Consider the following 24,447-nt stretch of genomic DNA (forward strand, 5'->3'; position numbering starts at 1 on the left):
GAAGTTTCCTCTAGTAAGCGTGATCTAGTGATGAATAGTTTTGCAGACAGTCCCCTGTTTATAATGACACCGCGTGTGGCAGGATTCAAGTCTTTTTATGAATAAATAGCAGATTATGAGTTTATGGCGGGAAACTGGAGGGAATGAAGAGATAAGAAACCTTTTCCAGTGACTAAAAGCTGGGATCCGAAGTGTATTCGTAGACTAGAGAACAGATCGTCACTTAAACAACTTGAACAAAGGAGAATTGAAGATGAGAAAACTTGTTTTATTTTTGCATTCATCGCTTGACGGTTTTGTAGAAGGGCCAAACGGCGAAATGGACATTGGCTGGGTTTCCTACGATGCAGATTTGGAGAAACACGCGAAAGAAATTCTGAGTACTGCCGACACAGTCATTTGGGGACGTGGGACTTATCAGATGATGTACAACTACTGGCCGACTGTGCCTTCGAATCCAACAAGTACACAGCATGAACTGGATCATGCCGAGTGGATCGAAAAGACAGCCAAAGTCGTCTTTTCCACGACGCTGGAGAATGTCGAATGGAACAATTCCAGACTGGTGAAAGAAGATGTCGAGGAAGAGATCAAGAACCTCAAACAGCAGCCAGGCAGAGATATGGTCATCCTTGGTAGTCCTAGGTTCGCGCACTACCTTATGGGGCTTGATTTAATTGATGAGTATAAGATCACGGTTTCTCCTGTCCTGGTCGGCAGCGGGCTGCGGTTATTCCAAGGCATCAAAGAGAAGACCAATCTTAAACTTATCGAGAACAAAACTTTTGATTCTGGGGTGATTGGTCTCGTTTACCAGGCGGTTAGATAACCTTGTTTCGTAGATTAGCATGCTTTTTTTTAACAACCCCCTTCCATTTGGAAGGGGGTTGTTGTATTTAGGCTTGGGCTTCCTTCAATTCCACTGTATGCGCCGTTGGACAGGGCTGCTCGGCCCACTCCCGCATGGCGGCAAAGATCGGCTGAAGGCGCCGGCCTTTATCCGTAAGCTCATATTCTACATGCAGCGGCACTTCTGAAAAAATGGTCCGCGTGACGATGTGATTATCCTCCAGGAGGCGCAGCCGGTCGGTCAGCGTTTTCGGGCTGATGGGATGCAGGGACCGTCGCAGCTCCCCGAAACGATTTAACCCGTTGAAGAGGTCGCGCAGAATCAGAAGCGTCCATTTTCCCTCCAGCAATTCGATGACCGGGGTAATCGTATCCGGACATTTGGGATCGATCATGATGAAACCCTCCTAGTTCATTTTTTGAAACTAGTGCACTTAAATGTAACTACTTTTCAAATGTACCACAGTCGACTAATCTTAGGAAAGGGAACGGATTCCATAAAATTCCGTTCCCGACCCATAATCGATTATCGGGCTTGCTGGATCCAAGTCTTGGAATATACCAAATGAGAAGATAGGAGAAATATGATGCAAAGGCCCTTTGAGGTAGACGTTTCGGAATATCCGTTTCTGGATCATTGGCTGCCTTACCGGGACGGTGCGATTCATTATATCGATGAAGGCGAGGGGCCGGTTGTCGTGCTCCTGCATGGCAACCCCACATGGTCTTATTTGTACCGGCATGTGATCAAAGAGCTGAGCGGCCAGTGCCGGCTGATCGCGCCGGATTATCCCGGCTTCGGGATGTCGAAGGCCCCTACGGGCTATGGCTATACACCCCAGGAGCATTCGGAAGCAGTGACGACACTGATCAAGCAGCTGGATCTGCAAAATGTAGTCCTCGTCGTTCAGGATTGGGGCGGACCGGTTGGGCTCCATTATGCGGTGCATCACCATGACAACATACTCGGCATCGTCCTCATGAATACATGGGCCTGGCCGGCCAAAATCTTGCCGATGAAGCTGTTTTCGATGGCCATGGGAGGCTGGCCGCTCGGATATTGGCTTCAGACCAGGCGGAACTTTTTTGCCAACACGATTGTGCCCGGCGGTATTCACCATAAGGAGAAGGTCACGGCAGCCTTGCGGAAGGCGTATACCGATCCTTTTCCTACCCCGGCGCTTCGCAAACCGACCTGGGTGTTCCCCAGAAGCATTCGCAAAGCCGGACCTTGGCTGGCTGAAATTGAATCCAGACTGCCTCTGCTGGCGGAGATTCCTGCGCAAATTTTGTGGGGACTGAAGGACAGTGCCGGTTTTCCGGTAGAGGAAATGCAGCGCTGGCAGGGCATTTTGCGAATGCACGAAACGGAAGCTTTGAGCGATGCATCCCATTATGTGCAGGAGGATCGCCCGGGCGGAGTGGCGGCGTCCATCCGCAGAGTGCTGGAAAGAACAAATGGCGCAGGGAAGCGGCCAAATACGATCAAATATACGGAAACGAAATCGAGGAGGATATCCATATGAAAACGATTCTTTGGGCGGCGCTGTCCGCCAACGGAAACTATGCGCAGTCGGGGCCTGACAACCCGCCGAAGCCGGAAGCTCTGGCCGATTTTGCGGCCCATGCCGGACGATCGGGTAACTTTATCGTGGGGCGCAGAACCTTTGAGGGGATGCAGGCCGGTGGCGGTGGAGCGGCCTTTGAAGGGCTAGATATCGTGGTTGTCACCAAGCGTGTCAAGGAGATCGCAGGCGTGACGGTCGTGAGTTCTCCCGAAGAAGCACTGCAGTATCTCGCGAGCCGGGGGCATTCCACCGCGCTTTTGGCGGGTGGGGCCGAGTTGCATAATGCTTTTCTGGGAAGCGGGCTTGTCGACGAGCTGGTGTTCAATGTAGCTCCGGTGCTGGAAGGAAAAGGGCTTAACTTGGTCACGGACCAACATGAATATCAATTTAAAGATGTGGAGCTGCTGGATTGTAAACCGCTGGGATCCGGTGTGGTGCAGCTGCATTATGCGGTCACGGGTTCGTTATAGATGCAGTGTAATTGTAAAAATAAGCGGACGATAAGGAAAGCTTCTTCCTGATGCATCGGGAGGAAGCTTTCTCTTTTTTGTAGGGACGATAGTGAGGCAGGGACATTTTACGTACTTGCCCCCATCATCAATTTATACAAGCAGTTTTTGTTTAAAATGGTGAGTCTGCGCCCTAAAATCCATGCTAAAATAGATCCACATCACAACGGACATCGGAGAACGAAATATAAGTGTAAGCTCATATTCTTTTTTTAGAATCGGGGGAATCAGAGTGGAAGTCGTATTTGTCCGTCATGGGCACGGGGAGCATTTGCTGGATTATCCTAACCAACTGAACATGCTGCATCCCGGGTTAACGTTGTATGGAGAGTCACAGGTGAATGAGCTGCGGGGGCGTTTATTGCTGAACGGTAATGAGCAGGTTGTCGTCAGCCCGACTAAACGTACCATCGAAACGGCGAGGATCTTACTGTCAGACGGTCCTTTTGTGATCTCTCCGCTGGCAGGGCCGCGCATGTTCCCGCAAGATCCTTCGTATTCGCCCTTCGTCTGCGATCAAATCTATTCGAAGGAGGAGATTCGCGAGACGGTTCCAGATGCCGTGATCGTGGATTTTGGCTTGGACCTTTGGGAAGAAGGGATCAACCGTATCGGACAGGAAGCCTTCGAGACCTATGGGAGGCGGCTGCTGGATTGGTGCAAGGCACAGGCGGAACGTGTTATCATCATTTCCCATGACGGGACGATTACGAATTATCGCATGCTCCTTGGCGAACAGGGGCTGACCCGGAAGGACTTTCTGGGAGAAGCGGGCGTATACCAGGCGAAGTATGAATAAATCAGCAGAATTGCTCACCTGAAAAAATTCATGTGGGAGGAATGAGGATGAATCCCAATCATCTTATCGAGTTGGATGGCTTACATGTATCACCGTCTATCCTAAATGCGTTTGAGCACGTCGACGGAGCCAAGTTTCTCTTCCACCAGGACGGTTCCCGGGTCATTCAAAGCACCAATCCTCGCTTTATGGCGGAAATGCTTGAGTGTCTTCAGGTTCAGAAGGGACAGCGCGTCCTTGAAATCGGAACCGGAAGCGGATTCAATGCGGCACTAATCTCCAACTTGATCGGACCGGAAGGGACCTTGCATACGGTCGAGGTGGATCCTTCTGTTGCCAAACGGGCAAAGGCGAAGCTGGAAAGTTCGGGAATCAGAAATGTAAAAGTCATTTGCGGCGACGGGTTTTACGGATATCATCAGTCAATTCCATACGATAGAATTATAGCGGCAACGAAGCCGCCGTTTCTTCCGCAGCCTTGGATCGATCAGTTAGCCATAGGCGGAATATTGGTTACGCCGCTCGATCTTGAGGCGCTTGGTGACGCCTACGTGGTCGCTTTTAACAAAGTGTCGGAGCATTCACTAGTCAGTCTTAGTCTTATGAAAGGCAATTTTATGAGGATGGCGCCATCCGTTGAGCAGCTTGTTCTAAAGTCAGGCAAGCCGAATATGGTCCAAACTGACTTCGACATCGATCGTTTACAAATCAGGGCTCGTCGGAATCCGAACCGAAAAAATAAATGGACGGACCAAGCGAGCTTTGACGCATGGGACTTCGAATACATCGGTTTGTAAACAAGCCGAAGGGGGAGTTTTTAATGTACAACCTGAGCCAATTCGTTTTGCCGAACGGAACGCTGAGCGAAGAGGGGCTGTGGAAGCGGGAGGCCTTGTACCAAGGCATGAACGGCAAATTCGTGGAACGGTTCTACCCGGATCGGCAGCACAGCTACATTTTCAAGCCGCTGACCAACGGGGAGAGCGTGGACCGGGAAGCCTGGATTTACCGGCATGTGCTGTCCGGCTTTCCGGACATTTACCCGGCGCTGCTCGCCTCTTCGGAGGAAGGAGCCGGGGAGGAGGGATGGTCGATTTTTGAAGATCTTGGCCCCCTTCGCCATGAGTACGATGTAGAAACCGCCATGAAAGTGGTACAGCAGATCGCCTGGTGGCATGCGCTGCCGGAGGAGCGCCGGGAGGGTTTGAGCGGGTCGGGGCCTAAGCCGCAGATTGAGCAAATCGCCGCCGATCTCATGAACAGACGGGATGAGGCTGTGGCGGTTATGAACGAAATCGGCGAGCCCTGGGAGCTGGACGGCATGATACTCAGCTTTGCGGAGGGCCTTGCACTCCCGAAAATAAAGGTGGTATCCCACGGGGACCTGCATCTGGGCAACTACGCTGTTGCGGCTGACGGCCGCTTGTACATCATGGATTGGGAGCATGCCCACCTGAATACCCCGTTCTGGGACTTGTATCATCTCATCGACATGTCGCATCCCTTGTTTCCGAAACAGGTGACCTCTGCAGATCGGGAAAAGCTCCTGACCTATTATGTAGCTCAGTCGGCGCTGTATGGCGTGGAGTGGGACCTTGGCGATTTTATCCGCGATTACTGCCGCTTTGCGACCGTGTTTTCCATTTGGATGCTGCTCCTGATTTCAGGTGACTTGAAACGGGGAGACAGCGTCTGGCCGCAGGAACGGCTGCTGGGACAAAAGGAAGAAGCGGTAGCTGGCTTAAAAGGGTGCCTGACGAGCCTGTCGCTCGAGCGGGACTCGGCTTAATGTGCTGCTCCAAGGCTTTCCCCCTGAGCACAACACAACTGCCGGTTCCGTTCATGTATCTTATTGAATCAACGTGAGAATCACCTCAACCGAATGATCGACAAAGGAACGCTCCGGGCGGGCTTTCATCATCACTGTCAGACCGATCAAGGAGACGACCAGGGTCTGTGCCAGGGACTTGGCGTCCACACCGGTGTGCAGCTCGCCTGAACGGAGCCCGCGTTCGATCGCCTCCTGAAAAATCGCCGCCAAATACATCTCATGCTCCCGTGTCAAAATCTCAAATTTTTCATCATGTGGAGCCATCTCCACCATCGTATTAATGCAGAAGCATCCGCGGTTCTGCGGATCGGCATACGACTCCTCGACAATCCCCTCAAAATAACGTTTGAACGCTTCCTTAACGGATTCGCCGTGCAGAAGCACGGATCTGGCCTGCGCCGCATGCGCGGCGGTATATTTCCGCAGAGCCGCTTCAAACAGCTCCTTCTTATCCCCGAACGCGGAGTAAATGCTTGGGCGCTGAATGCCCATTCCCGCCGTCAGATCGCTTAAGGACGTTGCCTCATAGCCTTTACTCCAAAATATATGCATGGCGTCTTCCAGCGCCTGGTCCACATCGAATTCACGCTGCCTAACCATTTTCGGCACCTCATTTCATATCGATCGGTATGCTTAGATTGTAGAAGATTCATCCCCTCCTGTCAATTCGGTCAGCCAAGATCAGTGATCGGACTAGCCTATAAATATTTTTCGTAATCCGTTAAATTCAGGCTCGATAACAAATTTGATCCAAGTACCTCTTGACAGCACTTTGCTCGGGAAGGTAAGGTAAGCACAAATCATTGTGTACCGATTGGTATGTTATGATAATTGAAGGATCGGGAGGGGTTCGTTGTGAACAATCTGCAGGAAACCGAATCGATGGTAACCGGAGAAAGGACGGGGGAGGAAGAGGGAAAAAAGGCCGCCGTTCCAACCACCGCAACGGCTGCATCCATGCAGCCGATAACCCGCTGGACGGCGCTGCTGTTTGCCGCGGCGTGCGGTTTGGCGGTCGCCAACGTCTATTACGCCCAGCCGCTGCTGGATTCTTTGGCGGCGCAGTTCGGGATTTCGCATTCGTCGGTCGGGGTGGTCATTACCGTTACGCAGATTTGCTATGCCATAGGTTTGATTCTGCTCGTTCCGCTGGGAGATTTGTTGAACCGCCGCAGGCTGATTCCGGGCATGATGCTGATATCCGTGGCTGCACTGGTCGTCGTAGGAACGGCGGCTAACCGGGGCATCCTGCTTGGAGGGATGGCGGTCGTCGGGCTTTTGGCCGTGGTCACGCAGGTTCTCGTTGCTTATGCCGCGACGCTGGCGGCCCCCGAATCACGGGGGAGGATCGTCGGCGTAGTAACGAGTGGGGTGGTGATCGGGATTCTACTGGCCCGAACATTCGCCGGTCTGCTAACGGATGCAGCCGGCTGGCGCTCCGTCTACCTGGCGTCTGCAGGTCTGATGCTGATCTTGGCCTGCATTCTGCTTAAGGTACTGCCGGGGAAGGATCCGGAGAAGACTTCGCTGAAGTATCCTCAGCTGCTTCGGTCGGTGCTGGGCCTGTTCGTGCAGGAGCGGATCCTGCGTGTTCGCGCCATGCTGGCGCTGCTGATTTTTATGGCGTTCAGCATATTGTGGACCTCGCTGGTGCTTCCGCTCAGCAGCCCGCCGCTCTCCCTGTCGCACAGCGCCATCGGGGCGTTCGGACTCGCCGGGGCCGCCGGAGCGGTCGCAGCGGCAAGAGCCGGCCGGCTGGCCGACCGGGGGATGGGACAGCGTACCACAGGTGTCGCCTTGGCGCTGCTGCTCGTTTCATGGCTTCCGATCCGATATACGGAGCACTCGCTGCTGTCCTTGATCCTGGGCATCCTTCTGCTCGATATGGCGGTACAGGCCGTCCATGTGACGAACCAGAGCATGATTCTGAGCGTACGCCCGGAAGCACGCAGCCGATTGACTGCGGCTTACATGACGTTTTACTCGATCGGCAGCGCCACGGGTTCCATCGCCTCGACGAGCATTTATGCCCGATTCGGCTGGGACGGGGTGTGCATGCTCGGGGCAGGCGTCAGTGCGTTTGCGCTTTTATTCTGGGCATGGACCCGGCGAAGCGGGGAAAGCGTGAGGTCCTACTAAGCTCCAAGCGGTTAGGCACAAACGACATTGCCGCAGTACTCGCATTCTTTTTCCCGCTCCGTACCCAAAAACACCCTTGCACCGCAGCCGGGGCATTCGACGGTTTTCGGAGAAGAGGATTGACCCGAAACAGGGGACTGAAACCCCGAAGGCCGTCCATGACCGTTTTCATCAGAGGCAGAGTCCTCTTCATCATACTCGTCATCGTACTCATCGTCGTACTCTTCATCATTTTCTTCATCGTACTCGTCATCGTATTCTTCTTCATACTCTCCGTTGAGGTAATCCTCAAACGCCTGTTGTTGGATGTAGACGGTTCCGTTGATAACTTTGCCTTCCGGGAGGAGCCCTTCCTCAAACATAAACGTCAAATCCCGGGTGACATCGGCGGGGGACGTCTGTGAAAGGCTGCGAATCTGCTCAACGGAGGTCAGGCGCATGCTCACAACGGCTTCCTGATAGACCTGAAGCAGGGAGCCGAATTTTTTATCGAGCCTATGGCCGACCAGGAAAAAGATCAGGGTAGGAAGAAACCAATATATCGCCAGAACGATCCCTGAGGTCAAATAATCAATCTGTTCCTCTTCTCCAAACGTATCGTAGGTCAAATAGAGAATGATCATGATGGAGATATAGGAAAAGACCATAGCCCATCCCAATAGCCGTAAGTTTCTGCCTTTGGCTTTGTTATGATGGTGGGTCGATGCCAAGCGGATGAAGGCGAGCAGTCCGCCGACGGGAAATACGAGCAGGGTGAGGATTATAATCCACGTGTCAAATGTCGAAAATCTAACTTTATATGGAACCGGGATCTCCATATGATGGTCTCCTTTATGCATGATGTTATTTATGTATATAGAATGAACTAAAGAAATGGTTAAACTTTAGTTCATTTTATGTAGAACCAGCTTTTGCTTGAAGTAACTGTGAATTTCTTTCTAATGCTGTACGCTCGATATCTTGGATCAGGAGTAAAGCTTCATTGGCTAATTGTTCACGCTGGTCCGGCACAGCGGTAGCGATCAGGCTCACCTGATCCTCCAGCAGCGATATTTTCTGGAGAAGCAGCTGCTCCACTTCGTATAAGGCCGGAACCGAATTGGGGTCGCTGTACCGGAGCGTATCCTCCAGGCCGCGGATTTGCTCTTGAACATGACCGAGCCGGCTCTGCTCCGGCAGCGATTGAAGCTTCTGACGGATGGTTTCCAGCCGATTTGCCGTATCCCGCCCCTTGCTCCAGCTGCGGTGATCCCGCCGCTCCTGCCTGGCAGCATAGGTTCCGGACAGTTCCACCGTCCCCGTGAGGATGATGAATCCGATCAAGGTGAGAATCTGGCTCCATACATAGGAGGTAACGGAGAGTGTGGTCCAAAGACTGAACAACAACATCTCCAGCAGCACAGCCCCGGCGTACAGTCCAGCTGCGATACCGGAGCCAATGTAAAAGGGAGCAGACATGCCTGGACCCTGACGGCGGTTCAGCAGGCGATATACAAACCGAAGAACGGCTGCTGCCGCGCAGCCCGCGCCGGCACCGGAAATCCAGGACCGGCTCTCGGCCCAGCCGCCGCTCCACCCAAACCCAAAGACAACAATCAAGGGAATAAGGATGACAGCGGTAAAAAACCAGCTTTTATGCATCAGTGTGGTTCCCCTTCCTTTGGCCTCGTTATCAGGTTTGGGCATGGCCGCATTCCATGCAGAATTTCTGTCCTTGCTGTACCTCCGCCTGACAGTTCGAGCATTTTAGAATACTGCTGGTTCCGCAGCCCGGGCAGAAGCGGGCCTTCGGGTCCATCCATTCCCCGCACTCCCGGCACAGCTTCGGCAGCAGGGTTCCGCAGCTGCTGCAGTTCACCGATCCGATCTTGAAGTCATAGCCGCACGCAGGGCAGGCGTTGTACGGATCGCCGCAGTTCAGGCAAAACTTGGCGTTCGGCGGAAGCGGTTGTCCGCAATCGCTGCACACGATTTTTTTCGCGGGGATGCCGGCTGCGCCTAACGTCAAACTCTGGCCGCAGGCAGAGCAAAATTTCGAATCGGCGGCGTTCAGCTGCCCGCATGTCACACAGGCTTTTTGCTTAACGTCCATATCGCTAGTAGTTTGAACCTTCACATTTCCGGCCATTTGCTGGACGGCGTCGTACATCGAGCCTGCCATGCCCAACCCCATGCCGAGTCCGCTGCCGACGATGCCGGCGGTGCTGCCCGGATTTTTGGCGGCGCTTTCGAGCGTATCGTAGGAACGTTCTTGCTGATAGGTGAAGCCGATAATGTCCATTTCCGCTTTTTTGGCCAGTGCTTCCTTAATGCGCTGCGTAGACGGATCATTTTCCGGAAAATTAATCGAATCGATAAAGAAATTCACAAGGGATATGCCCATTTCCTCAAAAGACGGTGCGATCGTGTCCCGGACATGCTTGGAAATTTCGGCGGCGTAGGCGTTAATTTCAACCACGCTGATTTTTTTATGGATAATGTAAGAGGAAATCATTTCGTTAATGTTCGAGGTCAGAACCCCGCGGTAATATTTCACGAGTGTTTCTTGATCGAACGATGGAAGCGTGCCGACCAATTTCAGCAGAAACTTGCGTGCATCTTCAATCTCCACCCCGAATTGGCCGAAGGCTCTGAGCGATACAATAATGTTAAACTTCGGATCCTGCAGTTGGATGGGAGATGCGGTTCCCCACTTCACATCCAGCGACCGGAGCTTATTCACAAACCATACCTCTGCGGTAAACGGCGATTTGCCGCCGAATGGCAAATTAATGAGGTTGGAGAGGATCGGAATATTCGCCGTGCTCAAGGTGTGGCGTCCTGCCACGAAGGAATCGAGAGCCCTGCCGCCTTTAAATAATATGGCTTCCTGCGTTTCATGAACGATCAACTGGGTCCAGGTCCCGAGCTCCTGGTTCGGGTAGCGCCAGGCGAACACCCCTGGTGGTCCTTCGTATTCCACTACTTCAATGATAGCCATTTGCTGCACTCCTTTACTGACACGGTTCGCCTTCATCCCATAACATTCCATGGAAAAAGGTACTAATTGACTACTATTGTATACGATATTAGCCCTATTTGGGGGTCAAAATTTGGAAAAAACATGTTCGAACAAGGAAATTTTGCATAGAAATTCGAATTGTATTTTATATGAGGTAAACAAGTTGAGGAGGAATCCATTTGAAACTGGGTCTGCTGGTCATCGATATGCAGAAGCATCTGCTGAACGGGTACGTGGAGCAACAAACGATTGACGGGGCCTGCGAGTATATCAATTATACCGCCGGTCTGCTGCGCTCGAAGGGTCATCCGGTCATCCATATAAAAGATGTGGAGGGCACGGAGGACGTGAATGACGACGGAATCGGATTTATCCCGGGTATTCAGATTGAGCCTGGCGATACGGTGGTTCATAAAACCTTCTCCAATGCGTTCTGGAAAACGGAACTGGAATCTATCCTTGCGGAAAAGGGCGTCGATCTGCTGGTGGTGTCCGGTTTTGCCGCGGAATACTGCGTCCTGTTCACCTATAACGGTGCGCTGGAAAGAGGGTTCAAGGCAGCCATTCTGCAAAGGGGGATTGTGAGCACGAAGCAGGGCGCGGTGCAGGACATTTACCGTGACCGGCATCTCATTTCGTATCCTGTCATCGAGGCATTGGTGGAACTGGGCTAGGTCGGGAAAAATAAAACGAAGACCCGCATGGAGGGAGGCGATCCCCGCTGCGGGTCTTTTGGTTTCCATTCAGGTGGTTTCCTATTCGGATAGATCCACCTTCTTTGCAGGAGGGGCTGCCTTGGAAGCGGCCATTTTCTGTGCTTGAAAAGGAGCCACGAACCATTGAACGACGATGAGCGCCACCGTTACTACCATCAAGCCGTAAATGGCAAACGAAAACGGACCTGCGGCATCATGGATGAGGCCGATGAGAAAAGGTCCGGCGGCCCCGATCAAATAACCGGCGGATTGCGTCATGGCGGCCCATGATGCGGCTTCGTGGCTGGTTGCGGCTGCGTCCATCGGGAGGAGCAGGCCCAGCGCAAATAAAGTTCCGCTGGCCAGGCCGATCACGGCCGCGGCCAGCCAGGGCAGAGGCGAGAACAGCAGGATCAGACCGGCCAGCTGCGTAATCGATGATACCCATAGCCACAGCAGGCGGGAAGGGTAGCGCCGCAGCAGCCGCTGCAGGATCGTACCGGCCGGAATCTGCGCGATAGCAAAGATGGTGAGCATGACGGCTGCTTCCGACGTAGTGTACCCCAGGCTTTGCATCACGGGCGGCAGCCAGGCGAGGAGGGAATAGAAGCAGGCGGCCATAAGGCCGAAGTGCAGGGTGAGCAGCCATGCTTTGGGATTCCGCCAAGGCAGGCTGGCGGTTGGGCCTTCGCTAACCTTTCGCGGACCGGAACGGCTCCCCCGGTGCAGAGTCCACCAGACGGCAGCTCCGGCCGCCCCGAGTGCCGACCATACGGCTAAGGCGGCTTGCCACGAATTGGAGTCCGTCTGCAAGGGGAGGGACAAGCTCGAAGCGAGCGCAGCCCCAAGAGACAAGCCGGCCGAGTAGACGGCGATCATCGCAGGGACGCTGTTGGGAAAATGCTGCTTAATAAATCCGGACAGCAGGGGACCCATGGCTGCAATGCCAAGCCCGGCAATCAGGGCGGTCAGCAGCAATACGCCGGCCGAGTGCACGAACAGCCGCAGAATCGTTCCGAATCCGATAAGGACGAGTGACCAGCGAATCACGGGTTCAGTCCCCACCCGCCCGGCCAGCTTGGCCGATACGGGGGATAACAATCCCATGCACAGCACAGGGATGGACGTCAGCAGGCTTGCCGCTGCGGACGTCATGCCCAGGTCGTCCCGGATGAGCGCGAGCAGCGGGGATACCGAGCTGATGGCAGGGCGCAAGTTCAAAGCGGCCAGAAAGAGAGCGGCGGTCATGAGGCCGCCATGGGTTGGTTTTGGAGACCGATACATAGGCGTCACCTTCCTTCCATTCATTGCAAAATCCATCCTACCATGCTAGATTGGCTGTAATAAGCACCACTCTGAGGCGATTTTGATCATACCAATTTGAAAAGGAAGGGAGTGAGGTGTATTGGCACAGGACCCTACAGGGGTGCAGGCAGCAGACACCAAAACGAGGCAAATCTACTCCTTGCTCAGAGAGCGGATCTTCCAGGGACAATATTTCGCGGGTATGCGCCTGCCGTCGAGCCGGGAGCTGGCACAGGAACTCGGCGTGTCACGCACGCTGGTCGTCAGCGTATATGAGCAGCTGGTAGCGGAGGGGTATTTGGAAGGGCGTCTCGGATCGGGGACGTATGTGGTCGATTTGGAGAACAGGAAGCCTGCAAGATTCGAGAAGGCGGATCAGAGCTTTCATTTCTCCCGGGAACAGCCTGATGACGGTTATGGTTTCGACGGAGTCGATTTCCGGCCGAGCTTTCCGTCGATGGAGCATGTTCCGCGCAAAAAGTGGCGCGAGGTCGCCTATAAGGTATACGACCAGCTGGACGACCGGGAATACGGATATGCCGGTCCCGCGGGGCACTGGGGGCTGCGCCTGCAAATATGCGACATGCTGCTGAATACGAAGGGCATCCTATGCGGTCCCGAGCAGGTGGTCGTTACGGCCGGTGCGACGCAGGCGATCACGCTGGTGTGCAAGCTGCTGCTGCAGCCGGGAGAGACGGTCATCTCGGAGGACCCGACGTCTACGTTCATCCATGGGATTTTTCAGACGGCCGGCGCGGACATCGTGCCGGTTCCGGTGGATGCCCAAGGGCTGCGGGTTCAGGATATTCCCGGCCAGGCCAGGCCCCGCCTTGTTTTTGTCACGCCGTCGCATCAGTTTCCGTTCGGCAGCATCTTATCCATCGGGCGGCGAATGGAGCTGCTGGAGTATGCGCGTAATACCGGCTGCTACATTATTGAGGATGATTATGACAGCGAGTTTCGGTATGCGGGTATGCCAGTCCATGCGTTAAGGGAGCTGGATGCGGAGCGGGTGATTTACATCGGCACCTTCAGCAAAAATCTGTTCCCGGCGCTACGCATCGGCTATATGGTTCTGCCCCGGGATTTGGTAGCGCCTATGGAAGGGATCAAACGTCTTATGGATATGCATACGCCTACGCTGGATCAGGCCATCCTGGCGCGGTTTATCGCGGATCAGCATTTGCAGCGTCATGTCACCCGCATGAAGCGGGTATACAGCCGGAGAAGGAAGCTGCTGATCCGCAGTCTGAGCGAAACGTTCGGGAACCGGGTTCAGGTGAGCGGCGATGCCGCGGGCCTTCATTTGATCGCAGAATTTTCAGGGCATATTTTTGACGAGGAACGGGTCCGAGCATTAGCGGAAAAGGGCGTCCGGATTTATCCGGCCGAAAAGTATGCCATCGTGAAGGGGAGGTTCGGATTCGAGGACAAGCTGATTATGGGATTCGGCGATGTAGCCGAGCCGCAGATTCCAGAGGGGGTCCGGCGAATTGCAGGGGTGCTGAGGGAACTGGGAGAACAATGAAAAAGCCCGGGAATGACCATAAGGTCGTTCCGGGCTATTTTTGTAAGGCGTGAGCGTTTCTAATCTCGCTGGAAAAGCTCCCGTTAGATGCTCTCCGCGAATTGCACCACTTCCTCCGGCTCAGCCCGCGTCCGATAATCCGGATCTACGCTGGCATAACGGATCACGCCCTGCGGATCGATGACGTAAGTGGCGGGAACGGGAAGCTCCCACGAATCGTCACCGTTGAATTGGTCCAGGGGAAAACCGAGTGACCGGTACACCTGCTGCACGTCTTCTGCCAGAGGGAAGGTCAACCGGTACTTCTCCGCCACCTTGTTGTGCAGGTCGCTCAGGACATGATAACCGAGCCCGTTCTTCTCCTGCATGGACAAGGAGTGATCCGGTGTTTGGGGACTAATGGCCAGCAGCCGGGCTCCTGCGTCATGAATGCGGTCCAGGAGCCGCTGGTAGGCCCTTAATTCCAAATTGCAGAACGGGCACCATTCTCCGCGGTAAAAGGTCAGAATGACCGGACCGTGCGCGAATTCTTCAGATAACGTAACGGGGTCGCCTGTCTGATTGCTTAACGTAAAATCGGGTGCGTCATCTCCAACCATCAGGCCGCGTGCGGCACCGGATGTGCGTAAGTCCTCGACGGAGCGCTCGAACGCTTCGGTCACGGCTGCGGGCAGCACTTCCAGGCCATGCCGGGTTGTGGCCGCCAGTTCGTCATTCAGCTTCAATTGGGATGAATCGGACATATCTTCACTCTCCCTTGTCGGATATGCGCTCATCATATCGTGGCAGGGGAATGAAGCACTACCAGTAGAAGGAGCCGGATGCTGGTTGGCGGGATTTTTTTGTGAGGCGTTACGATTTCCTGATCAGCGTACCCGGGTTCATGCCGTACTTCCCGCGGAACGCCTCGGCAAAATAACTGGGATTGGAATAACCGACCGACACGGATACGTTGATGACGCTGGCATCAGGCTCTTGAAGCAGGCGGTATGCTGTTTCCAGCCGAGCCTCCCTCAAATATCCGAACACGGTGCTGCCGTACCGGTCCTTAAAGCCGGTCTTCAGCTTGAATTCGTTCAGGCCGATGAGGCGGGAGAGCTCCGATAAGGATGGCGGGAGGCTCATTCGATCCAGTAGGATTTCCCTCGCCCGTTCCAGCTTGGACAGATCCGTTCTGGACAGGCCGGAGGGCCTCTTTTCCCTGCCCAAAAGCATCGAACGGAATGCATGGGACAGCAGCTCCAAAATTCGGCACTCCATTTCTAAGCTCAGCGAATCCGGCCGCGCAGAAGCTTCCATCATCTGCTGCAGGAGGTAGGCCGAAGCAGGATCATAGGCTTCCTGGAACACCCGATATGGCAGCGTTCCGATAATCTGATGAAAATCCAAGGCCCGGGCGCCCTCGCCATTTTCCATGAAATGATGGAAGGCGGTGACGGGAATGGCGATGCTCATCATTTGAAACGGCTGACTTTTGGAAAAAGGCATGCGGGCTTCCGCCGGGTTGGCAAACTGGAGGCTCCAGCTGCCCGGCTTCATCTCGAACTCCCTGCCGGACACCTCAACTCTCCGGTAGCCTTGAACACAGCAGCTCAGCTCGACCATCGGCACCCTTGTGTGCAGGGATACAGTATAGTCATCGTTCAAACGAAAATCGACTGCCGCCATCCCTAAATCCTGCCGGGGAGCCAGGCGCTGCACCGTTCCTTCTCCCATCCATGAATGAAGGTTCATGCGTTCGTACCGGCGCCCTGATGAACCATGCATCTGCAATCCGTCAAAGAACTGCCTAAAATTGTGGTGAACGTCAGGCAATGCCATTTCCTTTGCACCCATTTCCTGTATATTTGTGATACCATTATACGGCTATAGCGTTGGGATCTCTATATGGTGGATGGTGCGGAGAAGAGGAGAACAACGTGAGAACGGATGGACGGAGGGGGAGAGGAATGGAACCGATCGAGGAGCGGATTCGGAAGTTACTCGCCGAAATCAGGGAGCAAGTTGGGTATGACCGGGCTGAGCCACTTGAGAAGGGATTTTCGGACGCGCGGAAATTTGTGTTGTATCAGGCGGATACCCCGGTGTACCTGCTGCGGATACATGAAGGAAGCACGTATGCCAGACAGCGGATGGAGTTCGAGCTGCTCCGAAAGCACGAAGCGAATCAGGTCCGCTGCTCCAAGCCGCTGGTGTCGGAGCTGGCCGGGCATCTTGACCTCTGCTATTTGCTGCTGTCCTACATCCCTGGCGTTAGCGGGGATGAAGTTTTGCCCGGATTAGCGCCGGAAGCTCAACTTCAGCAGGGGACGGCGGCCGGAAGAGAATTAAGAAAGATCCATCAGGTCACCCCTGAGGTCCCTATAAACTGGGCGGCGCGGCGTGCAGAAAAATACAAGCAGAAAAGGGAGAAGGTGCGGGAAATAGGCCTTCGTTTTCATCGGCAGAACGAATTGGAGAGCTACATAGGCAACCAACTGGAGCTGCTTGAAAAGAGTCCGATAACCTTCCAGCATGACGATTTTCACCCTTCCAACCTGATCTTTCAACATGGGTGCCTTGCCGGTGTGATCGACTTTGGCCGGTTTGACTGGGGAGACCCGTGGGAGGAATTTTTCAAACTGCCGAAGTATACCTGCCAGGTCAGCCCGTATTTTGCCAAGGGCCAGGTCCACGGATATTTCCAAGATGGCATTCCGGATGACTTTTGGCCGAAATACAACCTGTTTGTGGCGCTGAACCAGCACGCGACCTTGATCGGGGGCATCCAACATGATAGAGTTCAGGAAACGCTGAAAAAGATCGAGCGGACGATCAACACGCATGACTTTCAAAACGGGGGGCCGCCGGCGTGGTACCGCCTGCAATAAGGAGGACGGGGCGGGCCTCTACGTCGAGGAAGGATTTAAACATATGATTTTCTGATGGAAAGGAGCAGATCGATTCATGCTGGATGCACGTTCATTATATTTGCGGAGCGTGATGCTGAGGAGAGAGGAAGTGCCGTCCTTTCGCGCGTATCCCTTCAGCCTGCCGGCTGTCCATGACTTTCACAGCTTGTCGTTTCAGCAGCCGGTGACGTTTATCGTCGGCGAAAACGGATCGGGCAAATCCACCCTGCTGGAAGGGATGGCGGTCGCCTGGGGATTTAATCCCGAAGGAGGCACGATTAATTTTTCCTTTGAGACGATGTCCTCCCACTCGGATCTGCACCGGTACATGCGGCTCGTGCGCGGCGTCGTCCGACCGAAGGACGGTTTTTTCTTCCGGGCGGAAAGCTATTATAACGTGGCGACGAATATCGACCAGTTGGATGCGGAGATGAGCTATGGTCCTCCGATCCGGGATTCCTATGGAGGCAAGTCGCTGCATGAGCAGTCCCATGGGGAGAGCTTCTTTGCGACGTTTATGAATCGGTTTGGAGGAAGGGGCCTGTACCTGATGGACGAGCCGGAGGCCGCACTTTCTCCCTTGAAGCAGCTGTCCATGCTGTCGCGGATTCATCAGTTGGTGAAAAAGCGGTCGCAATTCATTATCGCCACGCATTCGCCGATCCTGATGTCATACCCCCATGCGGAAATTTGGCTGCTCGACGATCAAGGCATGCGTCCGGTGAAGCTGGAGGATACGGACCATTACATGATCACCCGAAAAATGATGGAGAGCCCAGGGCAGATGCTGGACATTTTGCTGGAGGAGGATCCGGAATAGAAGATAACAAAAGCCGCCCCCGATTACCGGAAGCGGCTTTTCATATACCAATCTTAAGCCCGCTTGACCCGTACAGGAAGGCTTACCAGCCCTTGGCCGGCGGCGGAAGGTGTCAAATTCTCTTCCAGCTGGAAGCCGGGAACCGGCTCGATCATCTCAAAGTAATCCATAAACAGCTCCAGCCCGATATTCGCCTCGAGGCGTGCCAGCGGCGCGCCCATGCAGAAATGCGGACCATTCCCGAAGGTCAGATGCCTTTTGGCGTTCGGACGGTGGATGTTCACGGTGAAGGGGTCTTCAAACACCTGTTCATCCATGTTGGCGGCGCTCATCCAGGCGACGACGACATCGCCCTTTTTCAAATCGACGCCGAGCACGTTGTTATCCTGCTTGACGGTACGGTCCATTTTGGAAATATTGAAGCGGTAACGCAGCATTTCCTCCACGGTGTTTGGAACCAGCTCCCGGTTCGCCCGGACTTCCCCGTAGATCTGATCGTTATCGTACAGGAACGAATAGAACGAGTTGGCGAGCAGATGGCTTGTGGTTTCTACGCCAGCGCCCAGCAGGAACATCGTGGTGCGGACGATCTCGTCATCCGTGAACCGTTCTCCTTCCACATCGGCCTGGATCAGATCGGAAATAATGTCATCGCCGAGCTGGGATCTTTTCTGAACAATATAAGGAAAAAGGTAAGTATAGTACTCTGTGGCTGCCTTGCGCTTCAATTCGCCGATTTCGGCTGCCTTGTCTTTGTTATACGGAAGAAACAAGGTGTCTACCCACTCTTTGAACAGCAGGCGGTCTTTGGAGGGCACCCCGAGCAGATCCGCCATCACAATGACGGGCAATGCGCCGGTAAAATCCTTGACCACGTCGATGACCGGAGCATCTCCCATCTCATCTAGCAGCTGGCGGACGACTTCGTGAATCCGCGGCTCCCACAGCTTCAGGCTTCGCGGCGTAAAAGCGGCGGACAGCAGGGAACGGCGTTTCCGGTGCTCCGGCGGATCGGCATTGATCGTGTTGATTTTGTCGTTTCCCTGGCCTTCGTCATTGTCGGCGCCGACGCTGATCGTCGTCCGCGTTCTCACACTGGAGAAATACTCATAGTCGCTGAGCACCCGTTTGACATCATCGTAGCGGAATACGTTCCAGGTATTCGTGGCTTCATTGTAACTGATCGGCTCGTTCTGCAGCTTGTCCCGGTACCAATCGTACGGGTTGAATTCTTCGGATCGTGATCGGAACTGGGTGATATCGGCCAAAGCAATGATTTCTTGCATTCCATTCCCTCCCGTGTTGAAGAATAGTAGGTGACTTCATGCTTAAAATATCATATGTTAATTTAACATATCGGTCGAAGGGGAGCCACTGCCCAACGCCCCATGACTTTGGGTGCATAGGAAATGCGGAGTTTGTCGGAATTCGTTGAAGTACCATAACCGAATTGGTATGCTATTAAATACATAAACCCGGACAGCGGTCAAATCAGACGAGAGGGCAGGATCTATGTATATCGACTTACTCATTTTAATCCAGATTGAAAAATCCCCCAAACACGGGTACGAAATCAAAAAAGAGATCCAAAAAGACCTCGGCTATTTGATGGATGTGAATCATAACCTGCTATACCCGGCGCTGCGCCGATTTACGTCGGAAGGGGCCATTATCCGAAAGCGTAATGAGCAGGAAGGCCGGCCCAGCCAGTACGTGTACGAAATTACCGATGTGGGCAGAGCGAAAATCTCCGAGCTGATCAACGCTTTTACCGAAAAGGACGCCAAGCATGAAATTGAGTTCATGATCCGGGTATCCCTGTTTGACCGGATTTCCCGTGAGAATCGGCTTAGAATTCTGGATATGCGCAAACATGATCTCGAATCCCTCTTGGCCGGCATTCAGCAGCGCCAGGAAGGCAGCGTGGCTAATGACATGTTCCTGAATGAGGTTCTTCAGCAAACGATATCGCGGGTTGTAGGGGAGATCCGCTGGATCGACGAGCTGATTCGTAAGACGATGAGTGATGAATGAAAAAATTATAGGACATACCTTCGGGAAGATCAGAGGCCACAATTGGGGCAGGGCAGATATCCTGATAACTTTAGATTATTTGGTAAAAAAGGGTGGGGGCGTGTGAATACCGAAACCATAGCGGACATTCTCGGGTTGATTGCCTATATCTCGCCACAAGCAAGGGATTATGTGGAGCTGGCTGTCCGGAATGAAAAGCTTGATGTTATCTATCATAAAGCAACAGAGCAGGAACATGGTGTTTTTTGTATCGTCGAGGATGATCAATGTGTTATTGCATATTTTTCATTCATACAGGAAACGGATTCTGATGCCCTCCTTGATCTCATTGCGAATACCATTACTCCTTACCTTCAGCAGACCGGCACCAAGGAGCTGTGTTTCAATTTATTCGGAGAGAACGTCCGGGCGATCCATTTCGTCCGTCAATTGGGTTTTCAAACGGATATGGAGGGCTATCATTTGTATTATGACGGGCCTCATGAACCTGATCTATCCAATACGGATCTCATTGTAAATACATATGAAGCGAGTATGCTGACTCCTATGGCCGACTTATTTGACAGGGCATACGCCGCATTGAATGCAGAAAACGGCTGGCCACTGGACGAACACCGCAAGAATATAGGTTTGTTTCATGAGAGGTTGGAGGATAAGGTCCGAAATGATGAGTTCCGTTCGTTTTGGAAAGAGGGAACTCTGATTGGGGCTTATATTATTTCTGGTGGATATATCCAGGACATCGTTGTAGCACCGGATCAGCAAAACCGCGGATATGGCAGTGCCATCCTTACTCACTGCATACGGCATATGCTGGGTAAGCAGATCCCCAAAATTTATTTGCGCATCGCGAAATCCAATCAGGGTGCCAAAAGGCTGTATGAGAGGCATCAATTTAAAGTAGTGTCTAGCTTTGCGGAACATACCTGGAGAGTAACAAAAAAGGATAGCGTATAAAAACCAAAGGCAGCCGGATTCACCGGCTGCCTTTTTTTCTTATCTTACGTTTAATAGGGATACGTCCGGATTCGTGTCCTTGCCGTAGTCGATGTCGTCCGTCTCAAATCCGAACAGCTGGAAAAACTCGCGGCGGTACTCTTTCAGATCCGTCAGCTCATATACATTATTCGTTGTGACCTGATCCCAGATCCGGGCCACTTCTTGCTGGACATCCGGACGCAGTTCCCAATCGTCGATGCGGATTCGGCCCGCCTCGTCTACAGGCGTTCCACCCTCGTGGTACAGCTTGTCGGCAAACAGGCGGTACGACTGCTGGATCGTATTTTCGTGAATGCCCTTTTCCTTCATTACTTTGTAGAGTGCGGCAATGTACAGAGGGAAGACCGGAACGGCAGCAGCGGACTGGGTGACCAGGGCTTTGCTGACGACGACGAAAGCTTTTCCGTCTAAAGCGGACAGCTCACGGGTCAGCCGCTGCGCGGTTGCCTCCAGATCCTCCTTGGCTTTGCCGATGGTGCCTTCCCGGTAGATGGCCCGGGTAAGCTCCGAGCCGATATAGGAGTAGGCAATGGTCATCGCTCCGTCGGCCAAGAGGTTCGCCTGCCGAAGTCGGTCGATCCAGCGCTGCCAATCGGCTCCACCCATCACGGCAATCGTCTGGGCGATGTCGTCACCTTCCGCCGGTTCAGTCGTGACTTCGTCGGTCACTTCGCCGGTATGAAAGTTCACGGCTTTGCCGGTGAAGGGAGCTCCGATCGGCTTCAGGACCGAGTTGTACGTCTTGTCGCTGTCCGGGTCGGTACGCCGGGACGAAGCTACGCTGTACACGACGAGGTCCACTTGGCCGAACTCCTTGGCAATCGTGTCCATGACGCGGTCTTTCGTCTCATCCGCAAAGGCATCGCCTGTAATGCTGACGGATGTCAAGCCGGCTTCGGCGGCCCGCCGCTCAAACGCAGCCGAATTGTACCAGCCCGCCGATGCGGTCCGCTTGTCCCGTGCGGAGCTGGGCCGGAAGACGCCGATGGTGGCGGCTCCCGCCCCAAAAGCGGCGGTGATCCGGGCCGACAGGCCGTACCCTGTGGAGGCTCCGATAACCAAGACCCGTTTCGGGCCATTCAATTTAGGCTGCTGCTGTATGTAATCGATCTGCTCCTGCACCTGCTTGGCGCAGCCTTCCGGATGCGCCGTCGTGCAGATGAAACCGCGTGTTCTGGGTGTAATGATCATAGGGAGTGCGTCCTTTCTTTGCGAAGATAAGGCTTATATAAGTTGAACTATTGAAATGGATGATAGCGGCAAGTACGTAAAAAGTTCCTACGATCGCTCTTGTTTTCGTATTTCTTGATTTTATGCATCCTACACAAGGCAGAAATCCGAAAGCCAAATGCGAACGCTTCGCTTCTTCGGAATCGTTTTACTCCCTTGCTCTGCATCCTATTCTTTTATTCAACAATATTGTACCTCTCTTGTTTTGAAAAGAAAAACGGGTGTCATCCAGTATGTCCAAAAGGCAATTTCCCACGCCAAGGGAGGTAATTGGCTGGTGAGGGCGAAGCAATATACGAAGAAACATGGATAAGTTCGTCCGATGTCTATACTTTTTAAAACGCAGATTTGGAGGTTGAATAACCATGATGGATGAAATGACGCAGCGAATGAAGGTATTGACCGAGTGCCATGGGGTGCCCGGACACGAAGGCGCCGTCCGCGCCCAAATGAAAAGCTATCTTGAACCGCTCAGCGAAGAGCTCGTTATGGACCGGCTCGGGAGCGTGTTTGGGGTGAAAACCGGCCTTGCCGGGGGACCTAAAGTCATGCTTGCCGGCCATCTGGACGAGATCGGGTTTATGGTCACCCAGATTACGCCGAAGGGATTTCTGCGTTTTAACCAACTGGGCGGCTGGTGGGCGCATAACGTTCTGTCCCACCGGGTGAAAGTAAAGACGCGCAAAGGCGAATACATCGGCATCATCGGCTCCAAGCCGCCCCATGTGCTGGAGGCCGAGGAGCGGACCAAGGTCATGAAGCTGAAGGATTTGTATATCGATATCGGGGCCAGAGATGAAGCGGACGCCAAAGAAATGGGGGTTCGCCCCGGCGACTGGGTCGTACCGGTGAGCGAATTCTTTACGATGCGCGATGGCGAGCTGTGGGCAGGCAAAGCGCTCGACAACCGCTCCGGCTGCTCGCTGGCGGTCGAAATCCTTTCACGTCTGCAGAATGAACAGCATCCGAACGTCATTTATGCGGGAGCGACGGTGCAGGAGGAAGTAGGTCTCCGCGGTGCGGGAACGGCCGCCAATCTCATCCAGCCGGACGTGGCCTTTGCGCTGGACGTCGGTATCGCGCATGACACACCGGGCAGCGAGTCGAACCCGATGAAATGCAATATGGGCGACGGACCGCTGGTGCTCATTTTTGACGCTTCGATGATTCCGAATACCGCCCTGCGGGACCTTGTAATCGACACGGCGGAGGAACTGGGCATTTCCGTGCAGTTTGAGGCCCTCACCGGCGGCACGACCGACGGCGGCCGGATTCATACGAGCGGCATCGGCTGCCCGACGCTGACCGTGGGATTCGCCACGCGTTACATCCACAGCCATAACTCCGTGATGTCCAAATCCGATTTCAGCCAGGCAGCCGACCTGCTGACGGCGGTGATCAAGAAGCTGGACCGCGAAACGGTGGATAAGCTGATCGGGTAGGGCGGTGGAACGCGTTATATACTATTATTTTCAAGGGTGGCTGAAAAGAGCCCTTTTAATGAGCACAGAAAGAAAACGGACAGTAGTGATCATTGCGGTGATCATCGTCATTGTGGGCGGATACCGGATCTATGCATTGAACTATTCGGATGAAGGCATTATGGATCATGTCATCGGCCATAAGGGATACGCCGTAAATCTCGTAAAGGAGCAGGTACCCGTCAAAATTTTTGTCAAATCGGAATGGATCGCATTCGGGCAGGACGAACGGAAAGAATTAAAAGTCGAAGTCCTTGAGATGAATCATACGCGTATCCTGCTTAACGATGTGTTGAACCGGGGCAATGACATTTATTTCAGTTTTGAGGCGTTCCCCGGGTGGGAACATCGATCGGGTGAATTTATGTATAACGGGGAGGTTAATCCGGACGGTTCCGTCTCTCTACAAGGCCCACACCTGAGGTTAACCGGCATGAACGGACATGAAATCCCCGTTGGGCAATGTGGAGAAGGCCCCGGGATTTCGTTTTCCTTTGGAATAAACCAGGAAGACTACCATTTGATCCGTGAAGGATTTTATGTGGAGTACAGCGATTTTAATGTGTATCGTTATGCGAAGAAAATCAACGAAGAGTGGCTGGGCTATAATTCAATCTTCCAATGAGGGATTATCGTGTTTCAAAGCGCCTTTCCGGCGGAGGAATCCTTTTAAACTAAAAACAACAGTTTTCGTTGAGAAGGATGTTCCTTTTGACTAAAATGGAATAAAACGTAAAGCGTCAGACATCATCGGTATGTTCTGATGCT

At 53.4% G+C, this 24,447-nt stretch carries 25 protein-coding genes; 15 read left to right on the plus strand and 10 right to left on the minus strand.

Features of this window, described 5'->3' with window-relative positions; translation table 11 throughout:
• Positions 1-253: 253 nt before the first annotated feature.
• A complete protein-coding gene (locus GCU45_RS22285) occupies positions 254-829 on the plus strand; it encodes a dihydrofolate reductase family protein (RefSeq protein WP_152400621.1) in 576 nt (191 codons plus the stop codon).
• 67 nt (positions 830-896) lie between these two features.
• Here the strand turns inward: GCU45_RS22285 and GCU45_RS22290 are convergent, their stop codons facing one another.
• Positions 897-1,244 carry a winged helix-turn-helix transcriptional regulator gene (locus tag GCU45_RS22290; RefSeq protein ID WP_152400623.1) on the minus strand — a complete coding sequence of 116 codons (348 nt, stop codon included), beginning with the start codon at positions 1,242-1,244 and terminating at the stop codon, positions 897-899.
• A gap of 189 nt (positions 1,245-1,433) precedes the next feature.
• Between GCU45_RS22290 and GCU45_RS22295 the strand changes: the two genes are divergently transcribed.
• The 5 genes from GCU45_RS22295 (at position 1,434) to GCU45_RS22315 (ending at position 5,514) form a co-directional block, all read left to right on the plus strand.
• The gene (locus GCU45_RS22295) at positions 1,434-2,375 is read left to right on the plus strand and encodes an alpha/beta fold hydrolase (RefSeq protein ID WP_244364220.1); all 942 of its coding nucleotides are present in this window, start codon (positions 1,434-1,436) and stop codon (positions 2,373-2,375) included.
• The gene (locus GCU45_RS22300) at positions 2,372-2,887 is read left to right on the plus strand and encodes a dihydrofolate reductase family protein (RefSeq protein ID WP_152400625.1); all 516 of its coding nucleotides are present in this window, start codon (positions 2,372-2,374) and stop codon (positions 2,885-2,887) included. Before GCU45_RS22295 ends, GCU45_RS22300 begins: the two co-directional genes overlap by 4 nt.
• Before the next feature lie 271 nt (positions 2,888-3,158).
• Entirely contained in the window at positions 3,159-3,725 is a 567-nt protein-coding gene (locus tag GCU45_RS22305) for a histidine phosphatase family protein (protein WP_152400627.1), read from the plus strand.
• A 47-nt stretch (positions 3,726-3,772) separates the two neighbouring features.
• The gene (locus GCU45_RS22310) at positions 3,773-4,522 is read left to right on the plus strand and encodes a protein-L-isoaspartate O-methyltransferase family protein (RefSeq protein ID WP_167527191.1); all 750 of its coding nucleotides are present in this window, start codon (positions 3,773-3,775) and stop codon (positions 4,520-4,522) included.
• Positions 4,523-4,545: 23 nt separating this feature from the next.
• Complete coding sequence (locus tag GCU45_RS22315; RefSeq protein ID WP_167527192.1) at positions 4,546-5,514, plus strand: phosphotransferase; 969 nt, start codon at positions 4,546-4,548, stop codon at positions 5,512-5,514.
• 60 nt (positions 5,515-5,574) lie between these two features.
• Here the strand turns inward: GCU45_RS22315 and GCU45_RS22320 are convergent, their stop codons facing one another.
• Positions 5,575-6,156 carry a TetR/AcrR family transcriptional regulator gene (locus GCU45_RS22320; RefSeq protein ID WP_145160449.1) on the minus strand — a complete coding sequence of 194 codons (582 nt, stop codon included), beginning with the start codon at positions 6,154-6,156 and terminating at the stop codon, positions 5,575-5,577.
• Between the two features lie 357 nt (positions 6,157-6,513).
• On the opposite strand from GCU45_RS22320, the gene GCU45_RS22325 reads away from it, so the two are divergent.
• On the plus strand, positions 6,514-7,695 hold the full coding sequence (locus GCU45_RS22325; RefSeq protein WP_244364653.1) for an MFS transporter: 1,182 nt from the start codon (positions 6,514-6,516) through the stop codon (positions 7,693-7,695).
• 11 nt (positions 7,696-7,706) lie between these two features.
• On the opposite strand, the gene GCU45_RS22330 is transcribed toward GCU45_RS22325, so the two are convergent.
• From GCU45_RS22330 to GCU45_RS22340, 3 genes are all read right to left on the minus strand, one after another.
• Positions 7,707-8,513 (minus strand): hypothetical protein, encoded by an 807-nt coding sequence (locus tag GCU45_RS22330; protein ID WP_152400632.1) that lies wholly within the window; start codon positions 8,511-8,513, stop codon positions 7,707-7,709.
• 76 nt (positions 8,514-8,589) lie between these two features.
• Positions 8,590-9,336, minus strand: coding sequence for a DUF2730 family protein (locus GCU45_RS22335; protein WP_167527193.1), 747 nt, complete (start codon positions 9,334-9,336; stop codon positions 8,590-8,592).
• A gap of 31 nt (positions 9,337-9,367) precedes the next feature.
• Positions 9,368-10,675: an SPFH domain-containing protein gene (locus GCU45_RS22340; RefSeq protein WP_152400636.1), complete on the minus strand. Its 1,308-nt coding sequence runs from the start codon at positions 10,673-10,675 to the stop codon at positions 9,368-9,370.
• Between the two features lie 200 nt (positions 10,676-10,875).
• On the opposite strand from GCU45_RS22340, the gene GCU45_RS22345 reads away from it, so the two are divergent.
• Complete coding sequence (locus tag GCU45_RS22345; protein WP_152400638.1) at positions 10,876-11,370, plus strand: cysteine hydrolase family protein; 495 nt, start codon at positions 10,876-10,878, stop codon at positions 11,368-11,370.
• Between the two features lie 81 nt (positions 11,371-11,451).
• Here GCU45_RS22345 and GCU45_RS22350 read toward each other — a convergent pair whose 3' ends face one another.
• Positions 11,452-12,699: an MFS transporter gene (locus GCU45_RS22350; RefSeq protein ID WP_167527194.1), complete on the minus strand. Its 1,248-nt coding sequence runs from the start codon at positions 12,697-12,699 to the stop codon at positions 11,452-11,454.
• A 97-nt stretch (positions 12,700-12,796) separates the two neighbouring features.
• Here GCU45_RS22350 and GCU45_RS22355 point away from each other — a divergent pair, with 97 nt between their 5' ends.
• The gene (locus GCU45_RS22355) at positions 12,797-14,224 is read left to right on the plus strand and encodes a MocR-like pyridoxine biosynthesis transcription factor PdxR (RefSeq protein WP_152400642.1); all 1,428 of its coding nucleotides are present in this window, start codon (positions 12,797-12,799) and stop codon (positions 14,222-14,224) included.
• Positions 14,225-14,307: 83 nt separating this feature from the next.
• Here the strand turns inward: GCU45_RS22355 and GCU45_RS22360 are convergent, their stop codons facing one another.
• Complete coding sequence (locus GCU45_RS22360; protein WP_152400644.1) at positions 14,308-14,967, minus strand: peroxiredoxin-like family protein; 660 nt, start codon at positions 14,965-14,967, stop codon at positions 14,308-14,310.
• Positions 14,968-15,076: 109 nt separating this feature from the next.
• A complete protein-coding gene (locus GCU45_RS22365) occupies positions 15,077-16,045 on the minus strand; it encodes a helix-turn-helix transcriptional regulator (protein ID WP_152400647.1) in 969 nt (322 codons plus the stop codon).
• A gap of 128 nt (positions 16,046-16,173) precedes the next feature.
• Between GCU45_RS22365 and GCU45_RS22370 the strand changes: the two genes are divergently transcribed.
• On the plus strand, positions 16,174-17,094 hold the full coding sequence (locus GCU45_RS22370) for an aminoglycoside phosphotransferase family protein (RefSeq protein ID WP_152400649.1): 921 nt from the start codon (positions 16,174-16,176) through the stop codon (positions 17,092-17,094).
• Positions 17,095-17,170: 76 nt separating this feature from the next.
• The gene (locus GCU45_RS22375; RefSeq protein ID WP_152400651.1) at positions 17,171-17,935 is read left to right on the plus strand and encodes an AAA family ATPase; all 765 of its coding nucleotides are present in this window, start codon (positions 17,171-17,173) and stop codon (positions 17,933-17,935) included.
• A gap of 53 nt (positions 17,936-17,988) precedes the next feature.
• Here the strand turns inward: GCU45_RS22375 and GCU45_RS22380 are convergent, their stop codons facing one another.
• A complete protein-coding gene (locus tag GCU45_RS22380; protein WP_152400653.1) occupies positions 17,989-19,221 on the minus strand; it encodes a cytochrome P450 in 1,233 nt (410 codons plus the stop codon).
• A gap of 226 nt (positions 19,222-19,447) precedes the next feature.
• On the opposite strand from GCU45_RS22380, the gene GCU45_RS22385 reads away from it, so the two are divergent.
• Together GCU45_RS22385 and GCU45_RS22390 are read left to right on the plus strand one after the other, a co-directional pair.
• Complete coding sequence (locus GCU45_RS22385; protein ID WP_152400655.1) at positions 19,448-19,969, plus strand: PadR family transcriptional regulator; 522 nt, start codon at positions 19,448-19,450, stop codon at positions 19,967-19,969.
• 102 nt (positions 19,970-20,071) lie between these two features.
• Positions 20,072-20,926, plus strand: a complete 855-nt coding sequence (locus GCU45_RS22390; protein ID WP_152400657.1) for a GNAT family N-acetyltransferase — start codon at positions 20,072-20,074, stop codon at positions 20,924-20,926.
• Positions 20,927-20,965: 39 nt separating this feature from the next.
• On the opposite strand, the gene fabV is transcribed toward GCU45_RS22390, so the two are convergent.
• The gene (gene fabV, locus GCU45_RS22395; RefSeq protein WP_152400658.1) at positions 20,966-22,159 is read right to left on the minus strand and encodes an enoyl-ACP reductase FabV; all 1,194 of its coding nucleotides are present in this window, start codon (positions 22,157-22,159) and stop codon (positions 20,966-20,968) included.
• A 404-nt stretch (positions 22,160-22,563) separates the two neighbouring features.
• Between fabV and GCU45_RS22400 the strand changes: the two genes are divergently transcribed.
• A complete protein-coding gene (locus tag GCU45_RS22400) occupies positions 22,564-23,640 on the plus strand; it encodes a M42 family metallopeptidase (protein WP_425281213.1) in 1,077 nt (358 codons plus the stop codon).
• A gap of 58 nt (positions 23,641-23,698) precedes the next feature.
• Entirely contained in the window at positions 23,699-24,304 is a 606-nt protein-coding gene (locus tag GCU45_RS22405) for a hypothetical protein (RefSeq protein ID WP_152400660.1), read from the plus strand.
• Positions 24,305-24,447: the final 143 nt, after the last annotated feature.

Origin of the sequence: Paenibacillus cellulositrophicus, assembly GCF_009363095.1 — a bacterium.
Classification (GTDB): Bacteria; Bacillota; Bacilli; order Paenibacillales; family Paenibacillaceae; genus Paenibacillus_AQ; species Paenibacillus_AQ favisporus.

Excerpts from the sequence above, each read along its gene's own strand:
- GCU45_RS22350 (WP_167527194.1), bottom strand. The coding sequence starts at position 12,699 with ATGAATGGAAGGAAGGTGACGCCTATGTATCGGTCTCCAAAACCAACC.
- GCU45_RS22365 (WP_152400647.1), bottom strand. The coding sequence starts at position 16,045 with ATGGCATTGCCTGACGTTCACCACAATTTTAGGCAGTTCTTTGACGGA.
- GCU45_RS22340 (WP_152400636.1), bottom strand. The coding sequence starts at position 10,675 with ATGGCTATCATTGAAGTAGTGGAATACGAAGGACCACCAGGGGTGTTC.
- GCU45_RS22400 (WP_425281213.1), top strand. The coding sequence starts at position 22,564 with ATGATGGATGAAATGACGCAGCGAATGAAGGTATTGACCGAGTGCCAT.
- GCU45_RS22315 (WP_167527192.1), top strand. The coding sequence starts at position 4,546 with ATGTACAACCTGAGCCAATTCGTTTTGCCGAACGGAACGCTGAGCGAA.
- GCU45_RS22300 (WP_152400625.1), top strand. The coding sequence starts at position 2,372 with ATGAAAACGATTCTTTGGGCGGCGCTGTCCGCCAACGGAAACTATGCG.
- GCU45_RS22405 (WP_152400660.1), top strand. The coding sequence starts at position 23,699 with ATGAGCACAGAAAGAAAACGGACAGTAGTGATCATTGCGGTGATCATC.
- GCU45_RS22380 (WP_152400653.1), bottom strand. The coding sequence starts at position 19,221 with ATGCAAGAAATCATTGCTTTGGCCGATATCACCCAGTTCCGATCACGA.
- GCU45_RS22375 (WP_152400651.1), top strand. The coding sequence starts at position 17,171 with ATGCTGGATGCACGTTCATTATATTTGCGGAGCGTGATGCTGAGGAGA.
- GCU45_RS22360 (WP_152400644.1), bottom strand. The coding sequence starts at position 14,967 with ATGTCCGATTCATCCCAATTGAAGCTGAATGACGAACTGGCGGCCACA.
- fabV (WP_152400658.1), bottom strand. The coding sequence starts at position 22,159 with ATGATCATTACACCCAGAACACGCGGTTTCATCTGCACGACGGCGCAT.
- GCU45_RS22310 (WP_167527191.1), top strand. The coding sequence starts at position 3,773 with ATGAATCCCAATCATCTTATCGAGTTGGATGGCTTACATGTATCACCG.
- GCU45_RS22325 (WP_244364653.1), top strand. The coding sequence starts at position 6,514 with ATGCAGCCGATAACCCGCTGGACGGCGCTGCTGTTTGCCGCGGCGTGC.
- GCU45_RS22285 (WP_152400621.1), top strand. The coding sequence starts at position 254 with ATGAGAAAACTTGTTTTATTTTTGCATTCATCGCTTGACGGTTTTGTA.
- GCU45_RS22295 (WP_244364220.1), top strand. The coding sequence starts at position 1,434 with ATGATGCAAAGGCCCTTTGAGGTAGACGTTTCGGAATATCCGTTTCTG.
- GCU45_RS22290 (WP_152400623.1), bottom strand. The coding sequence starts at position 1,244 with ATGATCGATCCCAAATGTCCGGATACGATTACCCCGGTCATCGAATTG.
- GCU45_RS22335 (WP_167527193.1), bottom strand. The coding sequence starts at position 9,336 with ATGCATAAAAGCTGGTTTTTTACCGCTGTCATCCTTATTCCCTTGATT.
- GCU45_RS22370 (WP_152400649.1), top strand. The coding sequence starts at position 16,174 with ATGGAACCGATCGAGGAGCGGATTCGGAAGTTACTCGCCGAAATCAGG.
- GCU45_RS22320 (WP_145160449.1), bottom strand. The coding sequence starts at position 6,156 with ATGGTTAGGCAGCGTGAATTCGATGTGGACCAGGCGCTGGAAGACGCC.
- GCU45_RS22330 (WP_152400632.1), bottom strand. The coding sequence starts at position 8,513 with ATGGAGATCCCGGTTCCATATAAAGTTAGATTTTCGACATTTGACACG.
- GCU45_RS22385 (WP_152400655.1), top strand. The coding sequence starts at position 19,448 with ATGTATATCGACTTACTCATTTTAATCCAGATTGAAAAATCCCCCAAA.